The 17535-nt window shown below is 57.3% G+C and carries 15 protein-coding genes; 12 read left to right on the forward strand and 3 right to left on the reverse strand.

Annotation, left to right across the window (positions count from 1 at the left end; genetic code table 11):
* Positions 1-450: 450 nt before the first annotated feature.
* From ribA to IMX17_RS17580, 3 genes are read left to right on the forward strand one after another with little or no spacing between them, the layout of a single operon-like run.
* On the forward strand, positions 451-1074 hold the full coding sequence (gene ribA / locus IMX17_RS17570) for a GTP cyclohydrolase II RibA (protein ID WP_046898803.1): 624 nt from the start codon (positions 451-453) through the stop codon (positions 1072-1074).
* An 18-nt stretch (positions 1075-1092) separates the two neighbouring features.
* A complete protein-coding gene (locus IMX17_RS17575) occupies positions 1093-2808 on the forward strand; it encodes a WD40 repeat domain-containing protein (RefSeq protein WP_046898804.1) in 1716 nt (571 codons plus the stop codon).
* Entirely contained in the window at positions 2801-3781 is a 981-nt protein-coding gene (locus IMX17_RS17580; RefSeq protein WP_182265633.1) for an SUMF1/EgtB/PvdO family nonheme iron enzyme, read from the forward strand. Before IMX17_RS17575 ends, IMX17_RS17580 begins: the two co-directional genes overlap by 8 nt.
* 20 nt (positions 3782-3801) lie before the next feature.
* Here IMX17_RS17580 and IMX17_RS17585 read toward each other — a convergent pair whose 3' ends face one another.
* Complete coding sequence (locus tag IMX17_RS17585) at positions 3802-4503, reverse strand: LuxR family transcriptional regulator (protein WP_046898806.1); 702 nt, start codon at positions 4501-4503, stop codon at positions 3802-3804.
* A gap of 387 nt (positions 4504-4890) precedes the next feature.
* Between IMX17_RS17585 and IMX17_RS17590 the strand changes: the two genes are divergently transcribed.
* The gene (locus tag IMX17_RS17590; protein ID WP_072056096.1) at positions 4891-5349 is read left to right on the forward strand and encodes a bifunctional diaminohydroxyphosphoribosylaminopyrimidine deaminase/5-amino-6-(5-phosphoribosylamino)uracil reductase RibD; all 459 of its coding nucleotides are present in this window, start codon (positions 4891-4893) and stop codon (positions 5347-5349) included.
* On the opposite strand, the gene IMX17_RS17595 is transcribed toward IMX17_RS17590, so the two are convergent.
* Positions 5327-6076, reverse strand: coding sequence for an NAD(P)-dependent oxidoreductase (locus IMX17_RS17595; RefSeq protein WP_046898808.1), 750 nt, complete (start codon positions 6074-6076; stop codon positions 5327-5329). The genes IMX17_RS17590 and IMX17_RS17595 overlap by 23 nt on opposite strands.
* Positions 6077-6736: 660 nt before the next feature.
* On the opposite strand from IMX17_RS17595, the gene bglF reads away from it, so the two are divergent.
* The 3 genes from bglF (at position 6737) to IMX17_RS17610 (ending at position 11541) form a co-directional block, all read left to right on the forward strand.
* Positions 6737-8602, forward strand: coding sequence for a PTS beta-glucoside transporter subunit IIABC (gene bglF / locus IMX17_RS17600; RefSeq protein ID WP_193550040.1), 1866 nt, complete (start codon positions 6737-6739; stop codon positions 8600-8602).
* Positions 8603-8616: 14 nt separating this feature from the next.
* Positions 8617-10020: a glycoside hydrolase family 1 protein gene (locus tag IMX17_RS17605; protein ID WP_046898810.1), complete on the forward strand. Its 1404-nt coding sequence runs from the start codon at positions 8617-8619 to the stop codon at positions 10018-10020.
* A gap of 150 nt (positions 10021-10170) precedes the next feature.
* On the forward strand, positions 10171-11541 hold the full coding sequence (locus IMX17_RS17610) for a carbohydrate porin (RefSeq protein WP_370571523.1): 1371 nt from the start codon (positions 10171-10173) through the stop codon (positions 11539-11541).
* Here the strand turns inward: IMX17_RS17610 and IMX17_RS17615 are convergent, their stop codons facing one another.
* Positions 11542-12141, reverse strand: coding sequence for an HD domain-containing protein (locus IMX17_RS17615; protein ID WP_033652280.1), 600 nt, complete (start codon positions 12139-12141; stop codon positions 11542-11544).
* Positions 12142-12238: 97 nt separating this feature from the next.
* Here IMX17_RS17615 and IMX17_RS17620 point away from each other — a divergent pair, with 97 nt between their 5' ends.
* From IMX17_RS17620 to uhpB, 5 genes are all read left to right on the forward strand, one after another.
* Positions 12239-12703, forward strand: coding sequence for a MarR family winged helix-turn-helix transcriptional regulator (locus tag IMX17_RS17620; RefSeq protein ID WP_033652279.1), 465 nt, complete (start codon positions 12239-12241; stop codon positions 12701-12703).
* Between the two features lie 160 nt (positions 12704-12863).
* Complete coding sequence (locus tag IMX17_RS17625; protein WP_004934114.1) at positions 12864-13289, forward strand: organic hydroperoxide resistance protein; 426 nt, start codon at positions 12864-12866, stop codon at positions 13287-13289.
* Positions 13290-13515: 226 nt separating this feature from the next.
* Positions 13516-15210 (forward strand): kdo(2)-lipid A phosphoethanolamine 7''-transferase, encoded by a 1695-nt coding sequence (gene eptB / locus IMX17_RS17630; protein WP_046898812.1) that lies wholly within the window; start codon positions 13516-13518, stop codon positions 15208-15210.
* A gap of 119 nt (positions 15211-15329) precedes the next feature.
* Complete coding sequence (gene uhpA, locus IMX17_RS17635) at positions 15330-15920, forward strand: transcriptional regulator UhpA (protein WP_033645065.1); 591 nt, start codon at positions 15330-15332, stop codon at positions 15918-15920.
* Positions 15917-17461 (forward strand): signal transduction histidine-protein kinase/phosphatase UhpB, encoded by a 1545-nt coding sequence (gene uhpB, locus IMX17_RS17640; RefSeq protein WP_182265635.1) that lies wholly within the window; start codon positions 15917-15919, stop codon positions 17459-17461. Before uhpA ends, uhpB begins: the two co-directional genes overlap by 4 nt.
* Positions 17462-17535: the final 74 nt, after the last annotated feature.

The raw sequence follows: 17535 nt of genomic DNA on the forward strand, positions 1-17535 counted from the left end.
GTGAGCAGGATCACCTGTTCACCATTTATGACTAACAAAAAATAAAGCGATTACTTCTCAGAACGAATAGCTTTCTGAACGCTGATAGTCTTAGGTGCATTTGCAGTTGCAGTTTTGATTACTTTCATGTGAATCTCCTAAGTTTATGTCGGTTTGCGGTTAGCATGACAGCTTTCATGCTGCAATCAGTATTGCTTGATGTGTTTGAGGATGTAAAACTGTTGAATCTTACAGGACGGTGTTTTGCTCTTTTTTCGCCGATTGTTATCTGTTTCGCGCTTTTTTCTGGTGCTATGTTCCGATTTGTTTTTGTTTTATGGTTTTTTATATCTGTCTGGCGGCGGTTTCATACCATTTTTTTATTATGGTCTCTCACCTGTCAAGACTGACAGTTATTTATTCCAGCATGCTGACTTACTCTCTTTTCGATGATCTCTGAGGAGAGTAGCTATGCTGACAGTCAGAAATAAGATAAAGATTTTTATCACAGACAATAAGATAACGTCATGGTTTTATAGCTTCAATAACATTGATTGTGAGGCGCTTCTTATTCATATCCCAAAGCAGAATAAAGAAGGTGGCGAAATTGCATCGCAATCGCAGGGGACCCCCTATCTTCGTATTCATTCCCAGTGTTTAACTGGCGATGTTTTCGGTTCTAAGCGTTGTGAGTGCGGCAACCAATTACACGAATCGATAAAAATCATGACGGAGTATGGCGGATATATCGCTTACTTGCCTCAGGAAGGTCGAGGTATCGGGCTGTATAACAAACTTGATGCGTATGCCTTGCAAGACCAGGGGCATGATACGTTCCAGGCAAATAAGCTTTTGGGATTCCCTGAAGATGCGCGGGAATATCATTGTGTCCCTGAAATGCTGTTGGCGGTGGGAATAGAAAAGGTATTTTTGCTGACGAATAATCCCGATAAGCATCAGGCGCTAACCGATTCAGGCATCGTGGTTGAAAAAGTGGTTTCCACATCGTGCTTTATGGGACGCGACAACCAGAAATACATACAGGCAAAGGCGGATATCGCCAGACATACGTTCGGGAAAGTTGTTTCTATCTAATAGAACCAGGAGATGACTATGTATCACACCAGTCCGATTAGCGGTATAGCGACAAACAACGTTTATGTTGCCACTGCCGGTTATGACAATAAAGTGATTCTCTGGGATGCGGAAACGCATTTGCCTCTTTCTGTCAGCTATCATGACCATTTGGCCAATCAGGTGTCGTTCAGTCCTGACGGCCGTTTCGTCGCCTCGTCGAGCAGCGATTACAGCCTGCGTGTGTGGAGCGTGCCGGATCTGCAACTTTATGCGGTCATGCGGCATGACGATGACGTTGAGGGCATCAGTTTTCACCCGACCCAGCCCTGGATAGCGACGGCGTCTCGCGATCGGCACGTTCGCGTTTTTGATCTGCACGGGAAGTTGTTGGTCAAATTCTTGGGACACACTGCCGATGTCATTTCCGTTGAATGGAAGGATGAGGACGTATTGGTGTCCAGCGGGGATGACGGCACGATTCGTTATTGGAGCCTCTCTCAGCAGAAACAAATCGCCATGATTGATATGGTCGGGGTGGAAACGGATACGCTGTGCCTGACGAAAGAAGGGTTGCTGGTTTCCGGTGATGATGAAGGTCGCATCACTGTGTTCGACGAGCAGGGGCGGCAGGTTTCGCAAGTGGATGCGCATCAATCAGGCGTCAAACGCCTGATTGTTAAAAATAACACGGTCATCAGCTTAAGTTATGATCGGTATTTCAGAATTTGGAATTTAGATCGTGGCGGATTAAGCCTGGTTCACCAAGACAAAATACTGCCACAAGTCTGGCCGCGCTCCAGCGACATCATTGGGGATCGTTATTTGGTGTTTGTCACTTTTGGCGATAGATATGCCACTTATGATTTAGATAAACGGGTGTGGGTGGAAAATGAAATTAAAGACACTCACGGAATTAATGCCGTTTATGCCTGTGGCGACGATATTATTTTTACCGGTGATGCCGGCAAGGTGGTGCGCAACGGTAAAGTCATCAATCAGCTTCCCTCGCTATGTAACTTCATTATTCAAGTGGGCGGTGTAGTGTTGCAAGGAGGGCAAGATGGCGCGGTTTATAATGGCGAAACCGGCGCAGTCGTCTATCAACATCATTCCCCGTTGAATTGCCAGACGGTGCTGAAACACCCTGAGGGTACCTTTGTTTTGGTGGGTGCCTATACCGGCGAGGTGATTTTATTGCGCGTAGATGATAACGGATGTGTGAGTTGGGAGAAAAATATCCAGGCGCATAAGAACGCGATAAAAGGCATGGCGATCAATGGTGCCATATTATTCACCGCCTGTGCGGATCACACCGTGGCCGCACACGATTTAACGGAACTGGCCCAGCCGACATTACGCTTCGTCGGTGAACACGACATGATTGTGAATGGGTGCGTCGCCTTGGATAACGGTTTTGCCTCTATCAGCCGCGACAAAACATTGCGGTTGTGGAGCCTCACGGGGGAGCAGCAGATTATCGACTCACCGCACCAGAACTCGATTAAATGCATCAGCTATGCGCCCGGATACAATCTGATTATGTCGGGCGACTATCGGGGAACCGCTGCTGTGTACGACCTCACGCAGCAACGCTGGGTCATGATGAGGAAGGTTTCCACCGCCGGTATTTCCTGTCTTGTTTTTGACGTCTCCAATGGTCGTTTCATCGCCGGCAGTTACCTGGGTGAATTGCATTTCATCCACGCGGAGGCTTTCAGCCGCACAGGGGGGAAACATGCGGCCTATGCGTGACATCAATCAACTGTCCGATCGTGAAGCGATGGGGATGGAGCCATCTTTCTATGCTTCCGAGCTGGATAATCTTGATGGCGCGATGGCGTCATTATCCCGCTGCGCCGTCAGCGATCTGGCCGGCATCGTTGAAGACGAACACCGGCCGCTGACGGTGCGTTATGCCGCCGGTTCATTGCTGGCATTGCACGGCGATCCGCGCATCAACACTCTGGCTCCCGCGATGATTGCGCTGTGCGAAGCGGACGTGGTGCTGGGGCGCGATGCGGAACAAGTCGATGAGATATGGCAAGAATATGCGGCGGTGGGCGTCAAACGGGAGTGGATTGCCAAGGAAGCGCCGGCATATCGTTGCCGGATCAAACGGTTCAACTTGGCGAAGTATTGCGTCACGCATCAGGAATATCGCGATTTTCTGCTCGATAGCCGCTATGAAAGATTGCCCGAAAGCTGGCCGTTCGGCAAATATCCCGCCCATCTCGCCAATCATCCGGTGAATTCGTTGGCGCTGGAGGATTGTGAAGCCTACTGCCGCTGGCTTTCCGCCAAAACGAATCGCACATTTCGTTTGCCGACGGAGGCGGAATGGGAGTATGCCGCCAGCGGTGGCGTCCGGCGAGAATTTCCCTGGGGAGAAAGCTACCGGCGCGATTGTGCCAATACGTTGGAGCTGGGGTTGCTGACCACCACGCCCGTCGGCATGTTCCCTAAGGGAAATTCGGCCTTTGGTTTGGCTGATATGGCGGGAAATGTGGAAGAGTTTACCGCGACGCCGTATCTGCCGTATCCCGGCGGCGAGGTGGTGGATGACGATCTGTTTCGGTTGGATGAGCAAACGCCTTACCGTGTCGCTCGCGGCGGCAGTTTCACCCGACACCATGATTTGGCTCGCTGCACCAGGCGACACGGGGCGTATCCAAAAGCCATTTATGTTATGGGCTTTCGATTGGCTGAAGATATCAAGACGCCCTAAATTTTTGTACGCTCGCTGCTTCAGCACAGCAGCGGCGTGATTGCGCCGGAGAGCAAAGCATGCGTGATGGTTTGATAGCGATTCTGGGTGCCGAACTTTTCGGAAATGTTGTTCAGATGAAAGACGACGGTGCGATCGGAACAGCCGATGATTTGCGCGATTTCCCATGAGGTTTTGCCTTCACAAGCCCAGAAAAGGCATTCCTGCTCGCGCTTGGTCAGCTTGATGGTTTGTTGCTCTAGAGACTGCATCATTTTTTCATGGATGTAGGGTGTTATCGCCAGGATCTCTTTGATGCAGCGTGCATAGTCGTCATGGCTGGGATTTTCGTCGACCGCGTTGATGCTGACAATGCCCAAAGTGCTGCTTTTCCCTCTAAAAGGGATGCTGAAACCGGGCCCGATGCCAAAGCGCAATGCGTTTTTCAATACGGCTTTGCCATCAGGATGAGCATCTTTTAACAGCTTATGCCAATGAACTGGCGTGCTGGATATTTTCGCATGAGCCAGGATGGGATCGTAATCATGGTAATTGTTTTCATCATAATGTATTCGCCATTCTTTAGGATAATTTTCAATCACTAAGCGTTCCGTTTTGGTCAGTGAACGGGAAAGAAACATAGTGATGCTAAAGAATGTGAAACCACATGAGATGATTGATTTTTTAATTGATTGATTTATATCATTATTGTTTTCATCTAACGAATCAAAGGTATCTTTCATTCGTCGGCTTCCTTCTATTTAGAATAAAACAAACAATTCATTAACATTAGTGTTGCTTAAATGTAAAGTATAATTTAATAAAAAGTTAAATATGACAGTGTGTCTATGGTGGTACTTTTTAATGATATTTCATGCTGATAGGTTTTTTTTTAGTTTAACTGTCCTGAATGGTTATTCGTTTTTGTGACTAATGTCACGGTTCATTAGGCATTCAGTAGCAGCATTCATTACCTTTTAGTCTCGACATTCCGGGTATGGGTGTTTTTCCGAGGAAATAGACGGCGCGTGTCGTGGGAATTACCGCGTGCGGGCAAACGTTCATTCCTGCGCCGGTAGGGGGGAGCGGCGTGGAAGCGATCGCCATCCACATGAGAGAGGGGAACCACGATGAGTAAAGCATGGATTATGCAAGAGGCATTGAGATGTGCGCGGCAAGCCCTGCCCGATTGCCTGCCTAACCCCCCCGTTGGCAGTATTTTGGTTAAACAAGACCGTATCGTCACACAGGGGTATACCCGAGCCCCAGGGCACTCTCATGCCGAAGCCGATGTGCTGTCGCAGGTAGAGGGAACGCTGGAAGAATATGAGCTGTACGTTATTTTGGAGCCCTGTTCATTTCACGGGCGTACGCCGTCTTGTGCCCAGGCGATAGTCGAGCGGCGCGTCGGTAAAGTTTATGTCGGCATTCTCGATCCACATCCGCGCAATCGTGGTGCCGGGATCGCTCTATTAGAACAGGCGGGGATCCCGGTGGAGTTGGGGCTCCTCGCCGAGCCCATTGCCGCGTGGCTATCCCCTTATTTGTATCATGAGCCGGAACCGTTCAGTCGAAACCGAGCAGGCTGAACGCATCGTCCTGCGGGGCGTAGCCGAGCAGGCGGCGGGTCTCTTCCAGCGATAAACGCGTATAGCGGTTATTGGAAACCCCGTGCACCACTGCATATTGCACCCCTTCGACACGAATGCAACGCTCCAGCAGGTCGGTGGCGTCGCGATGGCTGAGAAACGCGCTCATATCGCGGGCGCTGAGCCGATCACCCGGGCTTAGGGTGGTGAAGTTGGCGATGCGCACCGACAGGGCGGAAAGCCCTTCCTGATAGGCAAAATAGGCCGCGATGCCTTCGCCGAACGCCTTGCTGGCGCCGTACAGATTTTTCGGCTTCGGTGCGTCATCCGGGCGGATTTGATAATCGAGCGGATAGCCTTCCACCGCCTGCGCGCTGCTGGCGAACACCACCCGCCGGCATCCGGCGTCTTTCGCCGCGCGGAAGATATTGAAGGTGCCGAGGATGTTGTTGTCCATCAATGAGCCGCAGAAGTCGGCGTCGGGAGCCGGATCGGCGGCCAGGTGCAACACGGTGTCAATATTGGCGCAGGCCTCACGGCAGGCGTCGAGATCGGCGATGTTGAAGCTGATGACCTCATCGCCGGGCCGGCGATCGCGCAACAGAGCGAGATCTCGTTCCGCCAGCCGCAATGCATAGCGATCGCCCACTGCCTGGCGAAACGCGGTGGCGACTCGGCCGCCGGCGCCGGTAATCAAAATCCGTCCTACATCAGTACGCAACACCATGGTGACTGTCATCCCTACTCTCGATTAAGCGTTGACCAGTAATAATCCCCCGTGTGATTTTTGTCTAGTTGTTTTAATTAGTTATTCTGATGTTTATTCGCCGTATTCAATTGCGCACGGTGATTTTTGCGCGGGTGAATATCGTGGATATGCTAACAATATTCGATGAGGTTTGGCGATGTATTTGCCTTAATGGCTGCGAATATTGCCAGAAAAGCCGATTGGCCGCTGGAAAATATGTGTTTTGCTTTAGCTTGATAGTGAATTATTAGGTTAGTTAATCTTATGTTTTTTGGCGTAAAGCCGGGCGATACCCTCTAATCCCTCTCTATCGCTCGCGCGATATATCATCGGCGCAGTGATCCCGGTAGAGGGCGGCATGCATTATTTCGCGCATTGAGGCCGTTTTGCCTTTGCGATCACAGTTCGGCAATTTGCCGTCGCAAAGCCTTGCTCCGCTAAAATTTGCGGTGTTAAGGTTATAACTCAACCGATTTAGGGTTGTTACTGCTGCGGCAGGCAAAACCTAAACCTCGCGTTTCTGTTCCCCGATGGGGCAGAGGCCGCGAGGTTTAGGTTTTTTTTTGCGCCGAATTTCGCTCCTGCGCCAGGCCAGCGCAAAGGCGGGATCGGCAGAACGTGAAGTCTAAGGATAACCTTATGAAATATGACACATTAGCCAGTGAGATTTTGGCCGACGTCGGTGGCCGCGACAATGTGAAAAGCCTGGTGCATTGCGCCACCCGCCTGCGTTTCAAGCTGCGTGACGACCGCCGCGCCAACGCCGAAGCGCTGAAGAGAAACCCGGGCGTCATCATGGTGGTGGAGAGCGGCGGCCAGTTTCAGGTGGTGGTGGGGAACCACGTGGCGGAGGTATTCGACGCGGTCAACCGGGTCGGCGGGTTAGCCGAAGGCGCGTCGAACGGCAGCGATGCGGACGGTAAAAAAGACAATCTGCTCAGCCGCTTTATCGACGTGGTTTCCGGCATCTTCACCCCATTGCTCGGGGTGATGGCCGCCTCGGGGGTATTGAAGGGGTTGCTGGCGCTGAGCCTGGCCTGCGGCTGGCTGCTGGAAAGCAGCGGCGCTTTCAAAATGTTGTTCGCCGCCAGCGACGCATTGTTCTATTTCTTCCCGATCATGCTCGGTTACACCGCCGGGAAAAAATTCGGCGGCAACCCGTTCGTCACCATGGCGATCGGCGGCGCGCTGACGCATCCGCTGATGATGGCGGCGTTCGAGGCGGCGCAACAGCCGGGCGCGGTGCGTGAATATTTCTTCGGCATTCCGCTGACTTTCATCAACTACAGCTCGTCGGTGATCCCCATCATCTTTGCGTCCTGGGTGTCCTGTCGCCTGGAGCCGCTGTTTAACCGGGTGATCCACAGTGCGCTGCGCAATTTCATCACGCCGCTGCTGTGTCTGGCGATCACCGTGCCCTTGACCTTCCTGCTGATCGGCCCGGCGGCGACCTGGCTCAGCCATCTGCTGGCCAACGGCTATCAGGCCATTTACGCCTTCAACCCGATCATCGCCGGCGCTTTCATGGGGGCGATGTGGCAGGTATGCGTGATCTTCGGCCTGCATTGGGGGCTGGTGCCGTTGATGATCAACAACCTGAGCGTGCTGGGGCGCGACACCATGGTGCCGCTGCTGCTGCCGGCGGTGATGGGGCAGGTCGGCGCCACGCTGGGCGTGATGCTGCGCACTCGCGACGCCAAGCTGCGGGCGCTGTCCGGTTCGGCCATCGGCGCCGGGATTTTCGGCATCACCGAACCGGCGGTGTACGGCGTCACCCTGCCGAACAAGCGTCCGTTCATCTTCGGCTGCATCGGCGGCGCGCTGGGTGGGGCGATGATCGGTTACTTCCATACCTCGGTCTACTCGTTCGGCCTGGTGAACGTGTTCACCTTCGCGCAAATCATTCCCAAGGGCGGCATCGACGCCACGGTGTGGGGCGCGATCGGCGGCACCCTGCTGTCGTTCGTGTTCGCCGCGCTGGCCAGCTACCTGTTCGGCGTCGCGCCGGCGGAAGAGACGGCGCAGCCTGAAGCCGCCGCGCCGCTTAACCGCAAACAGGCGATCCTCAGCCCGATCGCCGGCGACATCGTGCCGCTGGATCAGGTGAACGACGCGACCTTCGCCAGCGGCCTGCTGGGGAAAGGCGTGGCGATCGCGCCGCAGCAGGGGCGGGTGGTGGCGCCGGTGAGCGGCAGCGTGGCGTCGCTGTTCAAAACCAAACACGCCATCGGCATCGAATCGGACGACGGCGCGGAGATTCTCATCCACGTCGGCATCGATACCGTGAAGCTCGACGGGACGCATTTCACCGCCCACGTGCGGGAAGGCGAGCGGATTGCGCCGGGCGATCTGCTGATCGAGTTCGACCAGGCGGCGATCCATGCCGCCGGCTATGACACCACCACGCCGATCATCATCAGCAACAGCGATGACTACGTGGACGTGTTGACCAGCGGCCTGTCTCCGGTGCAGGAACAGGCGCCGCTGCTGACTTTATTACGTTAATTGAGGAGCAAGCGATGAACGGCAAGTTTCCGCAACATTTCCTGTGGGGCGGCGCGGTAGCGGCGAACCAGGTAGAAGGCGCGTATCAGGCCGACGGCAAGGGGCTGTCGACCTCCGATCTGCAGCCGCAGGGCATCTTCGGCGCCATCACGCCGCGCACGGCGGGCGACAGTGGCATCAAGGACGTGGCGATCGATTTCTATCATCGTTACCCGGAGGATATCGCGCTGTTCGCCGAGATGGGTTTCAAGTGCCTGCGCACCTCGATCGCCTGGACGCGCATTTTCCCGCAGGGCGACGAAGAGACCCCGAACGAAGCCGGGCTGGCGTTTTACGATCGGCTGTTCGATGAGATGGCGAAATACGGCATTCAGCCGCTGATCACGCTGTCGCACTATGAGATGCCTTACGGTCTGGTGAAGCGCTACGGCGGCTGGGGCGATCGCCGCACCATCGATTTCTTCGAGCGCTATGCGCGCACCGTGTTCGAACGCTATAAGCACAAGGTTAAACACTGGCTGACCTTCAATGAGATCAACATGTCGCTGCACGCGCCCTTCACCGGGGTTGGCCTGCCGCAAGAGAGCGACAAGAGCGCCGTCTATCAGGCGATCCACCATCAGCTGGTGGCCAGCGCCAGAGCGGTGAAGGCCTGTCACGAGATCGTGCCGGAGGGGAAAATCGGCAACATGCTGCTGGGCGGCATTCTGTATCCGCTGAGCTGCAAGCCGGAAGATCTGCTGGAAACCCAGCGGCAAAACCGCGACTGGCTGTTCTTCGGCGACGTGCAGGCGCGCGGCTATTACCCGGCCTACATGCAGCGCTTCTTCCGTGAAAACGGCATTCAGGTGGCGATCACCGAGGAAGATCGGCAAACGCTGCGCGAAACCATCGACTTCATCTCGTTCAGCTACTACATGAGCGGCTGCGTTACCGCCGACCCGGAGCAGTACGAAACGGCGCGCGGCAACATTCTCGATATGGTGCCGAACCCGCACCTGGCCAGTTCGGAGTGGGGGTGGCAAATCGACCCGATCGGGCTACGCTACCTGCTCAACGTGCTGTACGACCGCTATCAGAAGCCGTTGTTCATCGTCGAGAACGGGCTGGGCGCCAAAGACCGCGTCGAGGCCGACGGCAGCATCAACGACGACTACCGCATCAACTACCTCAATGACCATCTGGTACAGGTGGCTGAGGCGATCGACGACGGTGTCGAGGTGATGGGCTACACCAGCTGGGGGCCGATCGATCTGGTCAGCGCCTCGAAGGCCGAAATGTCGAAGCGCTACGGCTTCATTCACGTGGACAGAGACGATGCCGGCAACGGTAGCCTCGAGCGCCGCCGCAAGAAGAGTTTCTACTGGTACCGCGATGTGATCCACAGCAACGGCGCCAGCCTGAAAGACCGGCGCTAACCCTTCAGCCCGGCGGCAAGTGCCGGGCGTTAACTAACCTTATTCGCTGCTGTTCATGATGGGAAATTCTCTCCCAGGGAATGCTGTTGCCCGCAGTCAGCCGTTATGCGGAGAAATATAATAATGATGAAAAGCTTATTACCTTGTTCCATGACCCTGGCGGCGCTGGCGCTGCTCTGTAGCCAGGCGCAGGCGGAAACGCTGCAAACCGGCAAGGACGTTGAAGCTCCCACCGCCAAATGGGAAGGGGTGGCGCTCGGCTTTGAACCGCCGCAGCCTGGGCTGTTGGGGGATATGCTGGGGATCAGGCCGATCCTGGAGGATCACGGTTTCCACTATAATCTCGGCTACCTCAGCCAGCTGTCGTATAACGCCGGCGGCGGTTACAACCACGATAAACAGGCGTCGTACATTGACCAATTTTCGCTGACCTTCAGCCAGGATCTGCAGGCGCTGACCGGCATTCCGGACGCGGCGATCGAAGGCAATATCGTCAACCGCAACCATGACAACAACCTGACCCGCGATCGGCTGCAGGATCCGCGCGTCGGCCTGACCGATCTGTCGCAGGAGAGCTTTGGCGGGCAGTCGATCACCCGGCTGGGCTGGTTGACCTTCAGCCGTTCCTTCCTCGACAGCCGGCTGCAATGGCGTATCGGCATGATGAACAAGGTGCAGGATTTCGATCAGATCATCCCCTGCGATTTCCAAACGCTGACGCTGTGCGGCGGCAAGTCCGCCAACTCGTTGACCTGGTACAACTGGAACGTGCATTACTGGGGCACCACGCTGCAATACAAGCTGACCGACGGCCTGACGCTCAAGGGCGGCGTGATGGAGCAGAACCCGAGCGCCCCCAGCCGCAGCCACGCCTGGAGTTGGTCCACCAAGGGCAGCAAAGGCTTTCTGTTGCCGATGGAGCTGGAGCTGAAAACCCACGCCGTCAACCAGCTGCCGGGGGTGTATAACCTGGGCGTGTTGTTTACCAATGCGCGCCAGCGCGATCTTTATGAAGGGGTATCTGGCGGGCCGGGCGCCAGCGATCCGCAGGGCTATCGCAGCCACGATCGCACCTGGTTCCTGTATACCGGTTTCAACCAGCAGGTGACGCGCCATGCGGATGACGTCAACCGTGGCCTGAGCGTGTTCTACAGCCTGGGGCTGGGGGATCAGCGCAGCAACTACCTGCACTGGTCCACTTCGACCGGCATCCGCTATCGCGGGCTGTTCGATGCGCGGCCGGACGACTGGCTGGGGCTGGGCGTTTCGGTGGTGAAACTGAGCGACCGCTATAAAGACAATCAGCGTTACCTCAACGAGATGAGCGGCATCAGCGATTATCACGATCCGAACTACCGGCCGGTGCCGGGCCACTCGGTGACGGCGGAGCTGTACTACCGCGTTAACGTCACGCCGTGGCTGCAGCTGCAGCCGGGCCTGCAATACTGGCATCATCCGGCGGGCGTCAGCGAGACGCAGGACGCCTGGGTGACGGCGTTGAAAACGGTGGTGACCTTCTGATCAGGCCGCGTCGTTCTCGCGGTAGCGCCGGCGGGCGTGCTCAAACCAGCTGGCCGGCACGTTGTGCGGCGGCTGCTGTAATCTGAGCAGCCCCTGTTCGACGATATGGCTGGCCTGGCGCCACAGCGTCGGGTCGCCTTCGGTCAGCACTTCCAGCAGGCGCTGTTTCTCGATCAGATAGGTTTGGGCGAAGTGGCTGTCGTAGTCCAGCAGCGAGCGGGTGTTGTCGATCAGATCCGCCAGTTTGATGGTTTTGGCCTGCGGCGATGCGCCGGCGCTGTGGCGCCGATCGCGGTTTTTACGCTCGAAGCGGTTGCCGTCCTCGGCGTGGCTGACGTTGGTTAACATCCGCACCAGCTCTGCTACCTGCGGCCCAAAGTGGCTTTCGATATCGCCGAGGGTGGTGGGCGTGTCTTCCACCGTGTCATGCAGCCAGGCGGCCGCCAGCATCTCTTCGGTGTGCGGCACGCTGCGCACCAGCTCCATGACCGCCTGCGGGTGGACGATGTACGGATCGTTGGTGTATTTGCGGCGCTGATCGATGGCCGCATGCGCCTTGGTGGCGTAGCGGCGCGCGCGTTCTGCAAGCGTATTCGTCATTTCCTTTCCCTCCCGGCATCCTCTGCATGAAAAAAATGTAGCATACCTCACAAGAAATAGCTTGCGATTACATCGTGCGCTATCTATATTCACTCACATGAAAAGCACCGATACCGAACAACCCAACGCGAAGAACCTGCTGCTGCTCGATCAGCAGCTCTGTTTCGCGCTGTACTCCGCCAACCTGGCGCTGCACAAAGTCTACCGCAAGCTGTTGAATCAGCTCGAGCTCACCTACCCGCAGTATCTGGTGATGATGGTGCTGTGGGAACGCGATCGGGTGACGGTATCGGATATCGGCGAGCGGCTGTTCCTCGATTCCGCCACGCTGACGCCGCTGCTGAAACGGCTGGAAACCGCCGGTTTGCTGGTGCGCTATCGCGCCACCACCGACGAGCGCCAGGTGATCATCGCGCTCACCGACGCCGGCCGCGCGCTGCGTGAACGGGCGCAGTCGGTGCCCGAGGCGGTGATGTGCGCCACCGACTGCAGCCTGGACGAGATCGTCTCGCTCAAACAGCAGCTGGAAAAGCTGCGCGGCAGCCTGATCGATCAGATTTGACCCACCGACGCCGGACGCAAGAACGGCAGGGGTGGTCTACACTGGTTAATAAGCGTCAAAAATAAGTAGTGCACGATTTAATCGTAAAAGATATATCTGTGACCGGCTACCCCTCGCGGGGGCCGTTGTCATCTCGCCAACCAGCAAGAAGGAATGAACGATGTCTATTGAGAAAGTGGTTTACCGCGCTCACGCCACCGCAACCGGTGGCCGCGACGGCCGTGCAACCTCCTCCGACGGCGTGTTGGACGTGAAACTGGGCGTACCGAAAGAGATGGGCGGCGCCGGCGGCGAAGTCACCAACCCCGAGCAGCTGTTCGCCGCCGGTTACTCGGCCTGTTTCCTCGGCGCGTTGAAGTTTGTCGCGGCGAAAGAAAAGGTCAAAATCCCGGCCGAAGCGAAGATCGACGGCACCGTCGGCATCGGTGAAATCCCGAACGGCTTCGGCATCGAAGTGCAGTTGGATATTTCGCTGCCGGGCATCGAGCGCAGCGTGGCGGAAGATCTGGTGAAAAAGGCGCACGTGGTGTGCCCGTATTCCAACGCCACCCGCGGCAATATCGACGTTACGCTGAACGTTAAGTAAGTTTTTTGCCGACACCATGGAAAAAATGGAGGGTTTATCCCTCCATTTTCTTTGATATCCCGTCTGAAAAGTGCTCAAAAAAGCGGTAAATTTTGCCCGTTTTGTGAGAATTCTCTTGATTATTACTCGCAAAATAACGCTTATTGCCGGTTGGCTGAACCAGAAGCCGCAATCAGTGTCTGACTGAGTCAGAACCGCTACACCGTCCCCGGAGCCACCGCGTTACATGAACAAAGTTAAATCGCTATCACAGCAGAATTTATCGTTATTGTTAGCGATCTATATCGGCATCTTTCTAAACCTGTCCGTTTTTTATCGCCGTTTTGATTCGCTGGCGCACGGCATTCAGGGAATTAAGCTTATTTCGGCGGTGACGGAAGTCATCGCTATCGTCCTGTTCACGTTCTTCATCATGCGGCTGGTATCGCTCGGCGGCCGGCTGTTTTATCGCATCGTCGCCTCGCTGCTGGTGCTGATTTCGGTTGCCGCCAGCTACTACATGACGTTTTTCAACGTGGTGATCGGCTACGGCATCGTGGTGTCGGTGATGACCACCGATATCGATCTGTCGAAAGAGGTGGTCGGCCTGCATTTCGTGCTGTGGATGGTGGCGCTCAGCGCCTTGCCGCTGCTGCTGATCTGGAAAAACAGCCTGCGCTTCACCCTGATCGAACAGCTGAAAACCCCCGGCCACCGCATCAAACCGCTGCTGGTGTTGTTGGCGGTGGTGGCGTTGGTCTGGCTGCCGCTGCGCATGCTGGACGACGAGCAAAGCGTGCAGGAGAAGCTCGCCAACGTCGATCTGCCGAGCTACGGCGGCGTGGTGGCGCATTCGTACCTGCCGTCTAACTGGCTGTCGGCGCTGGGGCTGTTCGCCTATACCCGCTATGACGAAAGTCAGGATCAGAGCACGCTGTTCGATCCGGGCAAACACTTCACCTATGTGCCGCCTGCGGGCATCGACGATACCTACGTGGTGTTCATCATCGGCGAGACCACGCGCTGGGATCACATGGGCATGCTGGGCTACGAGCGCGATACTACGCCGCGCCTGTCGAAAGAGAAGAATCTGGTGGCGTTCCGCGGCGAGTCTTGCGACACCGCCACCAAGCTGTCGCTGCGCTGCATGTTCGTGCGCGAAGGCGGCACCGAGGACAACCCGCAGCGCACGCTGAAAGAGCAAAACGTGTTCGCGGTGATGAAGGAACTGGGCTTCTCTTCCGAGCTGTTCGCCATGCAGAGTGAGGTGTGGTTCTACAACAACACCGAGGTGAACAACTATTCGTTCCGCGAGATGATCGCGTCCGAGAAGCGCAACGACGGCAAGGCGGTCGACGATATGCTGCTGGTGGACGAAATGAAGGAGTCGCTGGCGCGTTATCCGAAGGGCAAACACCTGGTGATCCTGCATACCAAAGGCTCGCACTACCTGTACTCGCAGCGTTATCCGCGCAGCTATGCGCGCTATCAACCGGAGTGCATGGGGGTGGATGACTCCTGCACCAAGGCGCAGCTGATCAACGCCTTCGACAATACGGTGCTGTATACCGACAGCTTTATCAGTAATGTGATCGACCAGGTGCGGGACAAGAAGGCCATCGTGTTCTATGCCGCCGATCACGGCGAGTCGATCGGCGAGAATACGCACCTGCACGGCACGCCGCGCGAAATGGCGCCGCCGGAACAATTCCGCGTGCCGATGATGGTGTGGGCGTCGGACAAATTCCTCGAGAACCCGCAGCACCTGAGCGCCTTTGAGCAGCTGCAGGCGCAGCAACGCATCGGCAGAACGCACCGTCACGTCGAGCTGTTCGACACCGTCCTCGGTTGCCTCGGCTACACCTCGCCGAACGGCGGCATCGTGGATAAAAACAACTGGTGCCATCTCCCGCAGAATAAAACGGCGCCTGCCCGCCTGTAATCCCTCCCGCCGGGTGCCTTGCGCACCCGGTAATTTCCGCCAATACATTCTCTTCATCAATTATTCCGGTGTGTGCATACGGTATACTTGCGCACTTTCCCTGCTAACCGGAGATTTCCATGACCCTGCGCGTGGCGTTTATCGACGATCATGACATTGTGCGTTCGGGCTTTGTGCAGCTGCTGTCGCTGGAGGCCGATATTCAGGTGGTGGGCGAGTTCAGCAGCGCGGCGCAGGCGCGTGCCGGCCTGCCGGGGCTGGAGGCGGAAATCTGCATTTGCGACATTTCGATGCCCGACGGCAGCGGATTGGATCTGCTGGCGGACATTCCCTCCGGCATCCGCGTGGTGATGCTGTCGATGCACGATAATCCGGCGCTGGTGGAAATGGCGCTGGAACGCGGCGCCAGCGGCTTTCTCTCCAAGCGCTGCAAGCCGGAAGATCTGATCACCGCCGTGCGCACCGTCGCCGGCGGCGGCGTCTATCTGATGCCGGAAATCGCCCAGCAGCTGGCGCGGGTGAAGGTGGATCCGTTGACCCGCCGCGAGCGCGAGATAGCGCTATTGCTGGCGCAGGGCCAGGAGGTGCGCGAGATCGCCGCCGCGCTGGGGCTGTCGCCGAAGACGGTGCATGTGCATCGCGCCAACCTGTTCGCCAAGCTGGGCATCACCAATAATGTCGAGCTGGCCAGACGGATGCTGAACCTGTGACGCAGCGTCTGATCACCCAGCTGGCGCTGTTCTTCATCTATGCCGCCAGCGCATTTTGCCTGTGGGGCATCGGCACCGCGCTGATCGACCCGCCCTGGCAGGCGCTGTTGCTGTTCCCGTTCGGCCTGCGCATGGGCATTTTGCTGCAGAGCCCGTACCGTTTCTGGCCGGGGATCCTGCTGGCCGATCTGCTGCTGATGGCGCTGCTGGCGGACCAGTACGGCTACGGCCCGGCGCTGTGGGCGTCGGTGGCGGTGCTGGTGCTGACGGTGCTGCTCAGCCTGCTGGCCTCGCCGTGGCTGTTGCGCCATCAGCAGAGCGACAGCGAATGGCGCTGGCCGCTGTTGCAGGGCGCTGTGGTCGCCATCGCCGCCTTGCTGCAGGCGTTGGTGTGGCAGCTGGTCAGCGGCGAAGGCGCCCGCGCGCTGCTGCTCGGCCTGACCGGCGGTTTCACCATCGCGCCGACCTGCCTGCTGTTGTGGCACTATCTGGCGCGCCAAATCTGGGTTCCGCTGGAGCCGGGGCTGATCCACAAGCCGGTGGAGCTGCGCCTGGGCCACCTGGCCAGCTATCTGCTGCTGTTTGCATTCAGCATCTGGCTGCAGCAGCAGGTTAACGCCGCCGAGCTGCGCCGCTTTGCGCCTTTCTGCCTGGCGATCCCGATCGTGTTCATGTCTTACCGTTATGGCTGGCAGGGCGCGCTGTTGGCGACGCTGCTCAACGGCGTGGCGCTGATGGTCAACGAGCCGCCGCAGCCCGAGTCGCACCGCGACTTGCTGTTGTCGCTGCTGGCCCAAAGCCTGACCGGGCTGCTGCTGGGCGCCGGTATTCAGCGCCAGCGCGAACTGAATCAGCAGCTGCGGCTGCGGTTGGCGGAGAACCGGCAGCTGGCGCGGGCGCTGGTGACGGCGGAGGAACAAACCCGGCGCGAGGTGGCGCGCGAGCTGCACGATGAAGTGGGGCAGACCATCACCGTGATCCGCACACAGGCCAGCATCGTCAAACGCCTGGCGCCGGAGCCGGCGGTGATCGGCTGCGCCGATACCATCGATGCGTTGGCGCTGCGGGTCTACGATGGGGTGCATGATGTGCTGACCCAGCTGTGGCCGGCGGCGCTGAACAACCTGCCGCTGTCGGCGGCGGTGGCGGCGATGCTGCGGGAGTCGCTGCCGCAGGACGCCTCGCTGGTGAGCAGCATGCAGTGGCAGGTGCCGGACGAACTGCTGGATGAAACGCTGAAAATCACGCTGTACCGGGTGTGCCAGGAAGGGGTGACCAATGTGTGCCGCCACGCCGGCGCCAGCCGCCTGGAATTGGACGCGCGCTTGCGGTCGCGCAAAGGCGCCGCGCCGCAGATTGCCCTGACCATCCGCGATAACGGCGTGGGCTTCGATGCGGACCACCATCAGCCGGGGTACGGCCTGCGCGGCATGCAGGAGCGCATCAGCGCCCTCGGCGGCAGCCTGCGGCTCACCTCTGAGCGGGGCGCCTGTTTGAGTGTGATCTTGCCCACAGTTTCACCGGCGCAAGCGCAAAACTAGGAAAAACTCCTAACCGCGTCGGGAATCCGGCGTAAGCCTCCCGCGCGCGCGGGGAGCATCATAGCGGCACTTTA

The organism is Serratia sp. X3, assembly GCF_014982455.1.
GTDB lineage: Bacteria > Pseudomonadota > Gammaproteobacteria > Enterobacterales > Enterobacteriaceae > Serratia > Serratia ureilytica.

Coding starts and splice junctions, on each gene's coding strand:
- ribA (WP_046898803.1), top strand. CDS start 451: ATGCTGACAGTCAGAAATAAGATAAAGATTTTTATCACAGACAATAAG.
- IMX17_RS17575 (WP_046898804.1), top strand. CDS start 1,093: ATGTATCACACCAGTCCGATTAGCGGTATAGCGACAAACAACGTTTAT.
- IMX17_RS17580 (WP_182265633.1), top strand. CDS start 2,801: ATGCGTGACATCAATCAACTGTCCGATCGTGAAGCGATGGGGATGGAG.
- IMX17_RS17585 (WP_046898806.1), bottom strand. CDS start 4,503: ATGAAAGATACCTTTGATTCGTTAGATGAAAACAATAATGATATAAAT.
- IMX17_RS17590 (WP_072056096.1), top strand. CDS start 4,891: ATGAGTAAAGCATGGATTATGCAAGAGGCATTGAGATGTGCGCGGCAA.
- IMX17_RS17595 (WP_046898808.1), bottom strand. CDS start 6,076: ATGGTGTTGCGTACTGATGTAGGACGGATTTTGATTACCGGCGCCGGC.
- bglF (WP_193550040.1), top strand. CDS start 6,737: ATGAAATATGACACATTAGCCAGTGAGATTTTGGCCGACGTCGGTGGC.
- IMX17_RS17605 (WP_046898810.1), top strand. CDS start 8,617: ATGAACGGCAAGTTTCCGCAACATTTCCTGTGGGGCGGCGCGGTAGCG.
- IMX17_RS17610 (WP_370571523.1), top strand. CDS start 10,171: ATGACCCTGGCGGCGCTGGCGCTGCTCTGTAGCCAGGCGCAGGCGGAA.
- IMX17_RS17615 (WP_033652280.1), bottom strand. CDS start 12,141: ATGACGAATACGCTTGCAGAACGCGCGCGCCGCTACGCCACCAAGGCG.
- IMX17_RS17620 (WP_033652279.1), top strand. CDS start 12,239: ATGAAAAGCACCGATACCGAACAACCCAACGCGAAGAACCTGCTGCTG.
- IMX17_RS17625 (WP_004934114.1), top strand. CDS start 12,864: ATGTCTATTGAGAAAGTGGTTTACCGCGCTCACGCCACCGCAACCGGT.
- eptB (WP_046898812.1), top strand. CDS start 13,516: ATGAACAAAGTTAAATCGCTATCACAGCAGAATTTATCGTTATTGTTA.
- uhpA (WP_033645065.1), top strand. CDS start 15,330: ATGACCCTGCGCGTGGCGTTTATCGACGATCATGACATTGTGCGTTCG.